A 12,630-nucleotide genomic window follows, 5' to 3' on the forward strand; every position below is an offset into this window, starting at 1 on the left:
GTTAGCGCTTACCGATCAGCTGTGGCGGATCAGGTGGTCGAAGGCACTCAGCGAGGCCTTGGAACCTTCGCCCACGGCGATGACGATCTGCTTGTACGGCACGGTGGTCACGTCACCGGCGGCGAACACGCCGGGGATGTTGGTGGCGCCCTTGGCGTCGACGATGATCTCGCCGAAGCGGTTGAGCTCCACGGTGCCTTTCAGCCAGTCGCTGTTGGGCAGCAGGCCGATCTGTACGAAGATGCCTTCCAGCTCGACGGTGTGCAGCGCGTCGGTGGTGCGGTCCTTGTAGGTCAGGCCGGTGACTTTCTGGCCGTCGCCGATCACTTCGGTGGTCAGCGCGCTCTTGATCACGGTGACGTTCGGCAGGCTGTTCAGCTTGTTCTGCAGCACGGCATCGGCACGCAGGGTGTCGGCGAACTCCAGCAGGGTGACGTGGGCAACGATGCCGGCCAGGTCAATCGCCGCCTCGACACCGGAGTTGCCGCCGCCGATCACTGCCACGCGCTTGCCCTTGAACAGCGGGCCGTCGCAGTGCGGGCAGAAGCACACGCCCTTGGCCTTGTATTCCTGCTCGCCGGGTACGCCCATTTCACGCCAGCGGGCACCGGTGGAGAGGATGACGGTCTTGGCCTTGAGGCTGGAGCCGTTATCGAACTTCACTTCGTGCAGACCGCCTTCGGCGCTGGCCGGGATCAGGGCGGAGGCGCGCTGCAGGTTCATGATGTCGACGTCGTACTGACGCACGTGCTCTTCCAGGGCGCGGGCCAGTTTCGGGCCTTCGGTCTCCTGCACCGAGATGAAGTTCTCGATGGCCATGGTGTCCAGCACCTGGCCGCCGAAGCGCTCGGCTGCCACACCGGTGCGGATACCTTTACGCGCGGCGTAGATGGCCGCTGCGGCGCCAGCCGGGCCACCGCCCACGACCAGCACATCAAAGGCGTCCTTGGCATTCATCTTCTCGGCGTCTCGGCTGCCGGCCTGGGTGTCGATCTTGGCGAGGATTTCCTTCACCTCCATGCGACCCGAGGCGAACACTTCACCGTTCAGGTAGATGCTCGGCACAGCCATGATCTGGCGGCGCTCGACTTCTTCCTGGAACAGCGCGCCGTCGATGGACACGTTGCGGATGTTGGGGTTGAGCACGGCCATCAGGTTCAGCGCCTGGACCACGTCCGGGCAGTTCTGGCAGCTCAGCGAGAAGTAGGTTTCGAATTCGAAACGGCCTTCGATGCTCTTGATCTGCTCGATGGTTTCCGCGTCCAGCTTGGACGGGTGGCCGCCGACCTGCAGCAGGGCCAGTACCAGCGAGGTGAATTCGTGGCCCATGGGGATACCGGCGAAGGTAATGCCGATATCCGCACCCGGGCGGTTGAGCGAGAACGACGGACGACGTGCGTCGTTGCCATCGGTCTTGAGGGTGATCTTGTCGGTCAGGCCGACGATGTCGTTGAGCAGTCCGAGCAGCTCCTGAGACTTCTCGCCGTCATCGAGGGAAGCGACGATCTCGAACGGCTGGGTGACCTTCTCGAGGTAGGCCTTCAACTGGGTTTGCAGATTGGCGTCCAACATGACGGGATTCCTCTGGCGAATAGCAAATTTCGGACAAACAAACGCCCGGACGGATCGCGCCCGGGCGTTCGGGCACTTGCGGCTGGGTTACAGCCGGCGAAGCGCAAGGCGGAGTGGGGCCTATGTGGCCCCGGGCAGATCTTAGATCTTGCCGACCAGGTCCAGGGACGGAGCCAGGGTCTTCTCGCCTTCTTTCCACTTGGCCGGGCAAACCTGACCCGGGTTGGCGGCGGTGTACTGGGCAGCTTTCAGCTTGCGCAGGGTCTCGGAGACGTCGCGAGCGATTTCGTTGGAGTGGATTTCCAGGGTCTTGATCACGCCTTCCGGGTTGATCACGAAGGTGCCACGCAGGGCCAGGCCTTCTTCCTCGATGTGCACGCCGAAAGCGCGGGTCAGCTGGTGGGTCGGGTCACCGATCAGCGGGAACTGGGCCTTGCCTACGGCCGGGGAGGTTTCGTGCCATACCTTGTGGGAGAAGTGGGTGTCGGTGGTGACGATGTACACCTCGGCACCGGCCTTCTGGAACTCGGCGTAGTTGTTGGCGGCGTCTTCGATTTCGGTCGGGCAGTTGAAGGTGAAGGCAGCCGGCATGAAGATCAGCACGGACCACTTGCCTTTCAGGCTCTGCTCGGTGACCTGGATGAACTCGCCATTGTGGAAGGCGTTGGCGCTGAAGGGTTGAACCTGGGTGTTGATCAGGGACATGAGAGAACTCCTGTTGGGGGTTGGAAACTTGATGCTGCGCATACTAACCGCAGCGCCTGTAATCGCTAAATTGAATGAAGGCATGAAGACGATTGCTTTGGTCTATCTGCATCCATTCAAAAATAGACAGACATCTATGGCCGGTCAGCCGGCGATCTGCAGCTGCGGGTGGCGCTGACGATACTGCTCGAAGATGAACTGGCGAATACGCTCGCCGTGTTCCTGGTGCTGCAGTTTCAGCTGGTAGGCCGCGCGCGTGCCGCTCACCCGACGAATCAGACGGCCGTGCAGCGGCATGCTATCGGCTCCCGGCAGCGACAGCCAGAGGTCGAAGTATTCCGGCGGCGAGCGCCCGTCGGTGCTGCCCAAAACCACGCTGGCGGGCGCCAGCTCCAGGACGCGCAAGGCATTGACGCGGCCCTGGCGGTTGCGCAGCGCCAGCGGCTCGTCCAGCTCCAGACGCCACGGGCGACGCACCGCGCCTTCCTCGAAGATGTTCGGCGCGCCCATCTCCAGCTGCAGGCCGTGCAGTTCATCTTCCACCAGTTGCAGGGGGAAGCTGACGTGGCAGCGATCCAGCTTTGCCTCGAGGCTGAGGTTGGCGTGCAGGCCGAGGCGCGTGAGCAACGCGTTGGCCAGCGGGCCGCCGTCCACCTTGAAGGCCGGGATCGACAGAGGTTTGCCGATCAGCTGGCTGCTGAACACTTCGCGGATGAAGTCCAGCTCTTCGCTGGACAGTGCGGGATCTGACATGGCGCCCTCCATTGGGGCAGTTGGCACATGATCGACTGCAAGAAATGCGCCTTTCCCTGGCGTGGGCGATCACTTGCCTGGGACGACTATACCGGCCTCGAGTTCCCCTGCCTGCGACATGCGGCATAATGCGCAGCATTTTCAACGTGCTGTGGAGTCGTTCATGAAAGTCGCCATTCTCTCCGGTTCGGTCTACGGGGCCGCCGAAGACGTCGCTCGGGTCGCCCAGCAGGTGCTGCAGGACGGCGGATTCGAGGCCTGGCACAAGCCGGGTGTGGCGCTCGACGAGCTGCTGGCCTTCGCGCCCGAGGCACTTCTGGTGGTGACCTCCACCACCGGCATGGGCGAGCTGCCCGGCAATATCCAGAATCTCTATTACGCCCTGCGTGACCGCTTCCCGGCCTGGAGCGGCGTGCCTGGCGCGGTGATCGCCCTGGGCGACTCCAGTTACGACGTGTTCTGTGGTGGTGGCGAGCAGATGCGCGAGCTGTTGCTGGAGCTGGGCGTGCGCGAGGTGCTGCCGATGCTGCGTCTGGACGCCAGCGAGAGCGTGACGCCGGACGAGGACGCCAAACCCTGGCTGGCCGAGCTGGCCAGCGCGCTGCGCGCCTGATGCACCCGCGCGCCGCCGAGCTGGTCCGCGAGCTGCAGCTGGTCGCCCATCCCGAGGGCGGCTACTACCGCCGACTGTTCACCTCGGCGCAGCAGGCTGCGGGCGGCCGCGCCGCCTGCAGCAGCATCCTGTTCCTCCTGCCTGCTGGCGCGGCGAGCCGCTGGCACCGGGTCGACGCCGACGAGCTGTGGTTCTTCCATGAAGGGGCGCCGCTGGAGTTGCTGGTGAGCGATGCGCCTCAGGTGCTGCGTGCGGAGCGCCTGGGGCCGGTCGCCCCCGCGCAACTGCCGCAGCGCGTGGTCCCTGCGGCGGCCTGGCAGGCGGCGCGTAGCCTGGGCGACTTCACCCTGGTCAGCTGCAGCGTGGCGCCGGAGTTCCGTTTCGAGGGCTTTCGCCTGCTCGCCGATGACCCGCTGGCCCAGACCGAGTGGCCATGGCTGATCGAGCAACATCCCGAGCTGTTGTGACCCGCAAGGCCAGTACGCTGGCCGGCAAGGCAACTGGAGCGGCCCGCCGCCCTGGCTAGACTCCTCGGCACAACAACAGTGCCGAGGTGATCGCCGTGAACGCTCCGCTCAACCTGCCCGATCTGAAGAACCAGGTTTCCGCCGCCGAATGGCAGACCCGCGTCGACCTGGCCGCCTGCTACCGGCTGATCGCCCTGTACGGCTGGGACGACCTGATCTTCACCCATATCTCGGCCAAGGTACCCGGCACCGAGGATTTCCTGATCAACCCCTACGGGCTGATGTTCCACGAGATCACCGCGTCCAGCCTGGTGAAGGTCGACCTGGCCGGCAAGAAGCTGATGGACAGCCCGTTCGACATCAACCCGGCCGGCTACACCATCCACAGCGCCGTGCACGAGGTGCGCCACGACGTCGGTTGCGTGCTGCACATCCACACCCCGGCCGGCATCGCCGTGTCGGCGCAGAAGCAGGGCCTGCTGCCGCTGTCACAGCAGTCGCTGTTCGTCCTCGCCAGCCTGGCCTACCACGGCTATGAGGGCGTGGCCCTGAACCACGACGAGAAGGCCCGCCTGCAGGCCGACCTGGGTGACAAGAACTTCATGATCCTGCCCAACCACGGCCTGCTCACCGCCTTCGGCAGCATCGCCGACGCCTTCCTCGGCATGTTCACCCTGCAGCGCGCCTGCGAGGTCCAGGTCATGGCGCAGAGCGGCGGCGCGGAGCTGATCCATATCCCGCAGCAGATCCTCGATGGCGCCCGGGCGATGATCGCCGGGGTGATGAAGAGCCCGCAGGGCATGGGCGGCGCGCTGCCGTGGCCGGCGCTGCTGCGCAAGCTCGATGCGCAGATGCCGGGCTACGACCAGTGACGGCCCTGCCGGGCATTGCCCTGGCCGAGTGGCGGGCGCAGGGGCGCGGTTTCAGCTTCAATGGCCAGGCGATCCGCTACTGGACGGCGGGGCAGGGCGAGCCGCTGTTGCTGATCCACGGCTTCCCTACCGCCAGCTGGGACTGGCACTACCTGTGGCAGCCGCTGGCGCAGCGCTACCGGGTAATCGCCTGCGACATGCTCGGCTTCGGCTACTCGGCCAAGCCGCGTGGCCATGCCTACAGCCTGCTGGAACAGGCCGATCTGCAGCAGGCGCTGCTGAGCCACCTGGGCATCGACGAACCGGTGCATGTGCTGGCCCACGACTACGGCGACAGCGTGGCCCAGGAACTGCTGGCGCGGCACCAGGAAGGGCGCATCCAGCTGGCCAGCTGTGTGTTCCTCAATGGCGGCCTGTTTCCCGAGACCCATCGCCCGGTGCTGACCCAGAAACTGCTGCTCAGTCCGCTCGGGCCGCTGCTCGGCAGGCTGTTCTCGCGCAGCAAGCTGAAGTCCAACCTGACCAGAGTGTTCGGTCCGCAGACGCCGCCCAGTGACAGCGAGCTGGACGGGTTCTGGGAGCTGATCGCGCACAACGACGGGCCCGCGGTGATGCATCGGCTGATCCGCTACATGCCCGAGCGTCGGGTCAATCGTGAGCGCTGGGTGGCGGCCATGCAGGAGACGCGCGTGCCGCTGCGGGTCATTGATGGCGCCGTCGATCCCATCTCCGGCGCGCACATGGTCGAACGCTATCGTGAGTTGATCGAGAGCGCCGACACGGTTTTACTGCCGGCCATAGGCCACTATCCGCAGACCGAGGCACCCGCAGAGGTGCTGGGTCACTATCTGCAATTCCGTGAGCGCTGGGAGGCGAAGGTATGCAAAGACGCACGCTGTTGAAGGGAGCTGCCGTAGGGGGCGTTGCAGTTCTGGGAGCCGGCTTCTGGGCGCTGCCCACCGGCACAGCGCCGGCCGCGCGCACCCTGGACGGTGCGCTCAGCGTGCTGGCGGGCTTCCAGGGCAAGGCCCTGGTGAGTATCCAGGGCTGGACCCCGACTGAAGTGTTCAACCATTGCGCGCAGAGCATCGAGTACTCCATGGAGGGTTACCCGCAGCTGAAGCCGGCCTGGTTCCGCCACAGCGTCGGGCCGGTCGCCTTTGCCGTATTCAGCGCTCGTGGCGCCATGCGCCACCCGCTGACCGAGGCCATTCCCGGCGCTGCGCCGCTGGCCGAACCGGCCAGCCAGGAGGCCGCTCTGCAGCGCCTGCAGGCCGCCTTCGAGCGTTTTGCCGCGCATACCGGCGAGCTCAAGCCGCACTTCGCCTATGGCGCCCTCAGCCATGAGGAATACGCCGCGGCCCATGTTCTGCACCTGTACAACCACCTGAGTCTGATCCGCCCCGCCTGATCGGCTGCCGCCCGCGTGGCGGTTATCCCCCGGCCTTATCGGGCGATATTCAGTCTGCTCGCGGTTCGTTGCCCGGGCCGCATCGCTGCGGGACACTCCGGGCTTTCGCCGACTGCCCAGAGGAGCCTTTTATGAGCGACGCCATCCGTTTCGAAAACCAGGTCGTGATTGTTACCGGCGCCGGCGGTGGCCTCGGTCGCGCCCACGCGCTGCTGTTCGCCAAGCATGGCGCCAAGGTGGTGGTCAACGACCTGGGTGGCAGCACCCACGGCGAGGGTGCCAACGCCTCGGCGGCGGACAAGGTGGTGGCCGAGATCAAGGCCCTGGGTGGCGAGGCGGTGGCCAACCATGATTCGGTGACCGACGGCGGCCAGATTGTGCAGTGCGCGCTGGACAGCTTCGGCCGCGTCGATGTGGTGGTGAACAACGCCGGCATCCTGCGCGACAAGTCCTTCCACAAGATGGAAGACACCGACTGGGACCTGGTCTACAAGGTCCACGTCGAGGGCGCCTACAAGGTCACTCGCGCCGCCTGGGAGCACCTGCGCGAGCAGCAATACGGCCGCGTCATCTTCACCGCCTCCACCTCCGGCATCTACGGCAACTTCGGCCAGTCCAACTACGGCATGGCCAAGCTCGGCCTGTACGGCCTGACCCGCACGCTGGCCATCGAGGGGCGCAAGAACAACGTGCTGGTCAACGCCATCGCGCCCACCGGTGGTACCCGCATGACCGAGGGCCTGATTCCGCCGCAGGTGTTCGAGCAGCTCAAGCCGGAACTGGTCAGCCCGTTGGTGGTGTACCTGGGCAGCGACCAGTGCAAGGACACCGGCGGCCTCTACGAAGTGGGTGGCGGCTGGGTCGGCAAGGTGCGCTGGGAGCGCAGCCTGGGCGCCGGCTTCGACCCCAAGGCTGGCTTCAGCCCGGAAGACGTGGCCGCCAGCTGGCAGCAGATCGGTGATTTCGCCGGCGCCGTGCATCCGGACGACAACGTCACCGCGCTGCGCGAGATGATGGCCAACCTGCAGAAGCACGCGGGATGATTCGCGCGTTCAGGCATCTGCAAAAAAGGCCGGCATCACTGCCGGCCTTTTCATTTTCACAACGCGCATGGCGCCGCTGCGCAGGCCGGATTGCCCCGGGGTGGCCTGCGCCAGCGCATCAGCGCGCTTGCAGCTTGAAGTTATCGTCCGAAGGTTCCTTGGTGTAGGCGCCCTGGTCGTGCACCAGCTTCTGGGTTCCGTTCATCAGTGTGCTGATGCGGCTGTCCGCGGTTCTGGCGGAGGCAGCCTGGTTGCTGGTGCCGGTGATCAGCGGCGGGTTGAAGCTGAACGACCACAGGTAATGCCAGACGGCCGAGTTGTGCTTCTCGGTGATCTGCGTGCTGTTGAAGTACCAGGGCTTGAGCTCGGTGAACGCGGTCATCTTCATCAGGCCGGTGTTGGCATCGCCGACAAAAACGGTGCTGGTCACGGCCGAGCTGCGGTAGGCCTCGAAGATCACGCCCTTGCCCTTCAGTTCGCTGACATAGTTGCGGCACACGGCGCCGGTCCACTGGTTACCCAGCCAACTCTTGGCGTTGTTGGAATAGAAGGGGTCGAGCAGCGCCACGCGCTTGGGCAGCAGCTTGCTGCTCAGGGTGCCGGCGGTGACGGCGTCGCTGATCTTCTTGGTCAGCACGATGGCCATCTGGTTGCCCAGCGAATGACCGAGGATGCGGATGTTGCTGCCGCTGTAGCCGGCCATGTTGTCCTTGTAGCTGTTGAACAGCAGGTCGCCGGCGGATTGCGCCGGGCCGCTGCTGTAGGCACCGCTGGCGTTGCGCCAGCGCATGGCGCGCGGGCCGCTGGCGCTCCAGATCTTGGCCTCGGCGTCGGTCACTTCGCCCTCGTCGGCGAACTGGTTCCAGTACAGCACGCCGACGTTGTAGCCAGCGCTGAGCCAGGCCGAGGCCAGGTCCAGGCTCGGGCCGCCGGCGCCTTCGCGGTTGAAGGTCTCGCGGTCCTTGCGTGCGGTGGAGCCGTTCTGCCAGCCATGGATGTAGATCACCGTGGGTTTGCTGGCGCCGTAGTAGGCGTTGCTCTGGCCGGGCACGGCTTTCTGCCAGGTATCACCCTGGCCGAACCAGTACAGGCCGTAGTCGAGGTTGTTGAAGGTGGAGTCGGGGAAAACGCCGGGAGCGGCGTGGACGAGCGAGGAAAGGCACAGCAGGCAAAGCAGGAAAAGCTTGCGCATGGTGAGCGACCCTTGAGTTTTTATTGTGTTGGGGCGCGCTCAGTTATGGCGGGAGTCAGTGGCGCTGTCAATGCAGCGCCGGGGTGCGTCCATGCCGACCCAGCTGGTCGAGGCGCTGGGTCAGTTGCACGCGCTCGCGCTCGTCCTCGCACAGCAGCAGTGCCCGCTCCAGATCGAAGCGCTCGGCCTGGGGGCAGTCCAGCTCGCGGTAGATGGCGGCGCGCAGCTGGTGATCGGCGCTGCTCGGCGGAGCCAGCAGGAGGATGCGCTCGGCATCCTTGAGCGCGGCGACCGGATCGCCGGCGGCGCCGTGCAGGTGGCACAGGTTGCGCGACAGGCGCAGCAGCAGGGCGCGACTGTCACAGGTCTGCATATGCCGGGCGCTGAGTTCCGCGCCTGGGCCGGCGACGCGGGCGAGCAGTTCGCGGCAGTCTCGGGTGTACAGGCGTCGGCCGGTGCAGGGATCGAGCAGGTGGTCGGCACCGGGCACGCGCAGCAGCAGGTGCCCGGGGAAGTTGACGGCCTGCAGCGGGATATCCAGGCGCTGGGCCAGCTCCAGGGCGATCAACGCCAGTGACAGCGGTTGCCCGCGGCGGCGCTGCAACACCTGGTGCAGCAACGCCGCCCTTGGACGCAGGGGTAGGTCGTCGTCTTCATGGAAGTCCAGCTCACCCAGGCGCCGCAGCAGCGGCTGTGCCAGCTCTGGTGCGGCCAGGTTGGGCAGACCGGCGGAGGCCTGCTGGCGCAGGTTGGCGAACTCGCGCATGACCTGCGCCGGCTGCAGGGTCGGTTCATGCTCGGCAGCAATCCACAAGGCCGCTTCAAGCAGCGCGGGCGGGTCTGCTTCCAGGCAGTTCAGCCAGGCGGGGCGAGCGGTCATGCGGTTCTCCCGTGACGAGACGCGTCAGCAGACTATTAACCGCCGGGTGCCGACTCGTCCAGTCGTTCCGCTGCTGGCCTCAGGCGTAGACGCGCTGGCCGCGGTACATGCGTACCGAGTGGCCACGCGCGGCGTCCTCCTGCGCCGGGGCGGTTGCCGGGGCAGCGTGCTCCGGCAGCTCGTGGCCACGGTACTGGCGGCTCGCCTGGGCTGCGGCAGGTTGCGCGGCGGCCTGCTGGAAGTCGCTCAGCTCGGCCAGGCGGATACCCAGGTTGCGGGTGTCCTGGTCGCTGGAGCGCAGGCAGGCCAGCAGCATGGCCTCCACGGCGTCAGGCTGGCTCAGGCGGATGTCTACGGACAATTCCTCACGCAGACGGCGGCGCAGCGACTGCATGCAATCCAGAACGGCTTTGTTCAGTTCCATGTCGGCTCCCTCGTGTCGGTTGCTCGGCCCGGCGGCTCCACGCTCAGGCATTAGCAAGGTGCGTACCAGCACGCGCAGGTCGCGAACTGTGCGGCGCTTCACAGGTCCATGGGGTTTCGGTTGCCCATGCCTGGTGCAGGGTTGCACCGGTCTGGCGCCGCTGAAGCCGGGGCGGTTAACCGGGTATACTCGCCGCCATCCGTAACACCTTTCCGCATTTTTGAAGGTTTCTATGCGCAACGACGCCCATGACGAGCTGGAGCATGTACCCAGCCTGACCACAGACCCGCGCGACCGCGACGATTTCCAGGCCGGACACGCCCCCAGTCACAGCCACGCGCCGCAACGCAGCGCGCCGACCTATCCGCAGGTGGAGCGCCGCCGCGGCTATGGCACCGGCCCGCTGTGGGCGCTGATCGGCGCCCTGGTCATCGCCCTGGGCGGCCTGAGCTGGTGGAGCTACCAGCAGGTTCTGCACATGCAGGAGTCGATCGTGGCGACCCAGGATGCCTTCGCCCGCATCAGCGAGGAGGCCGCCGGGCGAATCCAGGACATCTCCGGCAAGGTGGTGGCCACCGAGTCGAGCGTGACCAGTGACAGCGAGGCGCTCAAGCTGCGCATCAAGCAGCTGGAAACCAGGCTGGCCGAGGTGACCAAGCAGCAGCAGAACCTCAACGGCCAGCAGAGTGGCCAGGGCAAGCGCCTCGACCAGCTGGCCGCCGACCTCAAGGCCCAGCAGGGCGTGACGGCGCAGTTCGATGGCAAGCTGGACAAGCTGGCGGCCGAGCAGAAGACCGGCCTGGCCGGTGTCGGCAAGCTGCAGGAGCAGCTCAAGGGCCAGGCCGGCGATATCGAGGCGCTGAAGAAGAAGGGCGACCCGAGCCAGGCCGTGCGTAACCTGGAGCAGGACCTGCTGGTGCTGCGCAGCGAGCTGGAGAACCGCCCGGCGGCGCAGAACAACACCGCCGAGTTCGATGCCTTCCGCGCCCAGGTCACCCGCAACATCAATGCGCTGACCGCGCAGGTGCAGAATCTGCAGCAGCAGCTCAACACCCGCTGATTGCCCGGCTGAACGGAAAGGCCCCGCTTTGGCGTAGTGCTGTTCACTCAGTGAGTGCTCGATTGGCCCCCTCTCCCATTTATGGGCGAGGGGTGGGGGAGAGGGCCGGAGGCGCACTGTTGCTTCCCCCCTCTCCCTAACCCTCTCCCCGCTGGGGAGAGGGGACTGGATCGCGCAGGTCACGGCTTGTGTAGGCAGCATTGGCGCTTTGGCGGGGCTTTCTTATGCGTCGCATTGGCCTGCGCGCATGCGCCGGGCCAGCGGCTGCTCAGGCGCAGCCGGCCTGGCGCAGCAGCTGCCGGCTGGTGCGGATGAACTGGCCGATGGCCTGTACCAGCAGGCCGTCGCCATCCAGGGTCAGCTCGCACGGCTCGTGACCTTCCGCATCGCACTGGTAGAGGGTATGGCTGGCGTGTCGTTGCAGGCACTGGTAGCGCTGAGTGCGTGGCTCGACGCGCAGGCCCAGCAGGTCGATGTGCGCCACGCGGAAGCGCTCGCCATCGCCGACGGCCAGGCTGCCGGACTGCAGCAGTGCGGTGTGGGTAAAGGGTGTGGCGGACAATATCACCTGCTGGCAGTCAGCGAGGTCCTCGCGCGGGCGACCGTTGAGATGCCAGTGACCGCGGATATCGCGGCGTAGCTCCAGGCTGCGCTGGCCCTGGTTGTCGACCTTCAGCCAGAGGCGACGGAAGCGCCAGCGTTCGTCATAGTTGAGCAGGTAGGTGGCGGCGATGCTGTTGCCGCGAATGCTCTGGATCAGCTGGCCGCTGGCGCTGATGCCATCGCTGGCGACCGCCAGGCTGAGGTGTTCGACCCCGGGGTTGGTCCAGGGCTTCCAGACCAGGTTCTGCTGCATCCTTGCACTCCTCCGCTCAAGGGGAACCGGCATCCTGCCGGTGGGCGACGAGGGAGGAGCATAAGGTAGAGGCTACTCATTGTCTGTCAGCCAAAGCCGACAGTTGCGCAGCTTGTTGCGCAGCTCAGGCCTTGCGCTTGAGCGGCTGCTGGGCGAACTGCACACCGCCGAGGCCGGTGTCCTGCAGGGCGCGGATATTGGCGTGGTCGTTGCCGCTGGGATTGGCCAGCACGGCGCGGTAGTGCTCGCCGAAGGCGCGCAGGGTCTCCTCCAGGCTGAGGCCTTCGAGCAGGGCCAGGCCGAGGGTCTTGCAGGAGCCCTCGTTCTGCCCGGCGGCGCTCTCCACGGCGCCGTTGCGGAAGGCGCTGGGCTGGTAGTCGTAGTGTTCGGCGACGAAGGCCAGGGTCTCGGCGAACTGGAACTGCTCGTGATGCAGGCGGGCGCGGAAGTCTTGCAGGCTCATCAGTGTTGCTTTCCTTGTGCGAAGGCCGCCTGCTGCTCGGCAGTGGCTTCCTTCTGGTGTTGGGCTTTCCACTCGGCATAAGGCATGCCGTAGATGGCTTCGCGAGCCTGTTCCTGGTCCAGCCCGACGCCGAGATCATCGGCAGCGGCCTTGTACCACTTGGCCAGGCAGTTGCGGCAGAAGCCGGAAAGGTTCATCAGGTCGATGTTCTGCACGTCGGTGCGCGAGCGCAGGTGCTGGACCAAGGCGCGGAAGGCGGCGGCTTCCAGTTCAAGGCGTTGCTGTTCGGTCATGATCGGCTCGAGGGCGGCGGAGAGCG

The 12,630-nt window shown here is 66.1% G+C and carries 16 protein-coding genes; 7 read left to right on the forward strand and 9 right to left on the reverse strand.

Going from position 1 to position 12,630, the window contains the following annotated elements:
• Positions 1 to 15: 15 nt before the first annotated feature.
• The 3 genes from ahpF to ACOAPY_RS06370 form a co-directional block, all read right to left on the reverse strand.
• Complete coding sequence (gene ahpF / locus ACOAPY_RS06360; RefSeq protein ID WP_142136801.1) at positions 16 to 1,572, reverse strand: alkyl hydroperoxide reductase subunit F; 1,557 nt, start codon at positions 1,570 to 1,572, stop codon at positions 16 to 18.
• A 141-nt stretch (positions 1,573 to 1,713) separates the two neighbouring features.
• Positions 1,714 to 2,277: an alkyl hydroperoxide reductase subunit C gene (gene ahpC / locus ACOAPY_RS06365; protein WP_021700808.1), complete on the reverse strand. Its 564-nt coding sequence runs from the start codon at positions 2,275 to 2,277 to the stop codon at positions 1,714 to 1,716.
• 144 nt (positions 2,278 to 2,421) lie between these two features.
• A complete protein-coding gene (locus ACOAPY_RS06370) occupies positions 2,422 to 3,030 on the reverse strand; it encodes a hypothetical protein (RefSeq protein ID WP_021700807.1) in 609 nt (202 codons plus the stop codon).
• 163 nt (positions 3,031 to 3,193) lie between these two features.
• Here ACOAPY_RS06370 and ACOAPY_RS06375 point away from each other — a divergent pair, with 163 nt between their 5' ends.
• The 6 genes from ACOAPY_RS06375 to ACOAPY_RS06400 all read left to right on the forward strand — a co-directional run bounded on the left by ACOAPY_RS06375 (position 3,194) and on the right by ACOAPY_RS06400 (position 7,436).
• The gene (locus ACOAPY_RS06375; protein WP_061905060.1) at positions 3,194 to 3,643 is read left to right on the forward strand and encodes a flavodoxin; all 450 of its coding nucleotides are present in this window, start codon (positions 3,194 to 3,196) and stop codon (positions 3,641 to 3,643) included.
• A complete protein-coding gene (locus tag ACOAPY_RS06380; protein ID WP_465155697.1) occupies positions 3,643 to 4,110 on the forward strand; it encodes a cupin domain-containing protein in 468 nt (155 codons plus the stop codon). The genes ACOAPY_RS06375 and ACOAPY_RS06380 overlap by 1 nt, the downstream gene beginning before the upstream one ends.
• Positions 4,111 to 4,205: 95 nt before the next feature.
• Entirely contained in the window at positions 4,206 to 4,982 is a 777-nt protein-coding gene (locus ACOAPY_RS06385) for a class II aldolase/adducin family protein (RefSeq protein ID WP_465155699.1), read from the forward strand.
• A complete protein-coding gene (locus tag ACOAPY_RS06390) occupies positions 4,979 to 5,884 on the forward strand; it encodes an alpha/beta fold hydrolase (protein WP_424924211.1) in 906 nt (301 codons plus the stop codon). Before ACOAPY_RS06385 ends, ACOAPY_RS06390 begins: the two co-directional genes overlap by 4 nt.
• Positions 5,863 to 6,393, forward strand: a complete 531-nt coding sequence (locus tag ACOAPY_RS06395; RefSeq protein WP_465155701.1) for a DUF1569 domain-containing protein — start codon at positions 5,863 to 5,865, stop codon at positions 6,391 to 6,393. The genes ACOAPY_RS06390 and ACOAPY_RS06395 overlap by 22 nt, the downstream gene beginning before the upstream one ends.
• Positions 6,394 to 6,524: 131 nt before the next feature.
• Complete coding sequence (locus ACOAPY_RS06400) at positions 6,525 to 7,436, forward strand: SDR family oxidoreductase (RefSeq protein ID WP_465155703.1); 912 nt, start codon at positions 6,525 to 6,527, stop codon at positions 7,434 to 7,436.
• 118 nt (positions 7,437 to 7,554) lie between these two features.
• Here the strand turns inward: ACOAPY_RS06400 and ACOAPY_RS06405 are convergent, their stop codons facing one another.
• From ACOAPY_RS06405 to ACOAPY_RS06415, 3 genes are all read right to left on the reverse strand, one after another.
• Positions 7,555 to 8,628, reverse strand: a complete 1,074-nt coding sequence (locus tag ACOAPY_RS06405) for a hypothetical protein (protein ID WP_465155705.1) — start codon at positions 8,626 to 8,628, stop codon at positions 7,555 to 7,557.
• A gap of 67 nt (positions 8,629 to 8,695) precedes the next feature.
• Positions 8,696 to 9,508 carry a SirB1 family protein gene (locus tag ACOAPY_RS06410; RefSeq protein WP_465155707.1) on the reverse strand — a complete coding sequence of 271 codons (813 nt, stop codon included), beginning with the start codon at positions 9,506 to 9,508 and terminating at the stop codon, positions 8,696 to 8,698.
• A gap of 79 nt (positions 9,509 to 9,587) precedes the next feature.
• Positions 9,588 to 9,932 carry a hypothetical protein gene (locus ACOAPY_RS06415; RefSeq protein WP_465155709.1) on the reverse strand — a complete coding sequence of 115 codons (345 nt, stop codon included), beginning with the start codon at positions 9,930 to 9,932 and terminating at the stop codon, positions 9,588 to 9,590.
• Positions 9,933 to 10,164: 232 nt separating this feature from the next.
• Between ACOAPY_RS06415 and ACOAPY_RS06420 the strand changes: the two genes are divergently transcribed.
• The gene (locus ACOAPY_RS06420; RefSeq protein ID WP_076427640.1) at positions 10,165 to 10,992 is read left to right on the forward strand and encodes an ATPase; all 828 of its coding nucleotides are present in this window, start codon (positions 10,165 to 10,167) and stop codon (positions 10,990 to 10,992) included.
• A gap of 268 nt (positions 10,993 to 11,260) precedes the next feature.
• On the opposite strand, the gene ACOAPY_RS06425 is transcribed toward ACOAPY_RS06420, so the two are convergent.
• The 3 genes from ACOAPY_RS06425 to ACOAPY_RS06435 all read right to left on the reverse strand — a co-directional run bounded on the left by ACOAPY_RS06425 (position 11,261) and on the right by ACOAPY_RS06435 (position 12,604).
• Positions 11,261 to 11,848: a putative glycolipid-binding domain-containing protein gene (locus ACOAPY_RS06425; RefSeq protein WP_465155711.1), complete on the reverse strand. Its 588-nt coding sequence runs from the start codon at positions 11,846 to 11,848 to the stop codon at positions 11,261 to 11,263.
• A 124-nt stretch (positions 11,849 to 11,972) separates the two neighbouring features.
• Positions 11,973 to 12,311, reverse strand: coding sequence for a HopJ type III effector protein (locus ACOAPY_RS06430; RefSeq protein ID WP_280055323.1), 339 nt, complete (start codon positions 12,309 to 12,311; stop codon positions 11,973 to 11,975).
• Positions 12,311 to 12,604, reverse strand: coding sequence for a DUF1244 domain-containing protein (locus tag ACOAPY_RS06435; protein ID WP_465155713.1), 294 nt, complete (start codon positions 12,602 to 12,604; stop codon positions 12,311 to 12,313). The genes ACOAPY_RS06430 and ACOAPY_RS06435 overlap by 1 nt, the downstream gene beginning before the upstream one ends.
• Between the last annotated feature and the right edge of the window lie 26 nt (positions 12,605 to 12,630).

Origin of the sequence: Pseudomonas stagnisoli (assembly GCF_048595745.1) — a bacterium.
GTDB lineage: Bacteria > Pseudomonadota > Gammaproteobacteria > Pseudomonadales > Pseudomonadaceae > Aquipseudomonas > Aquipseudomonas alcaligenes_A.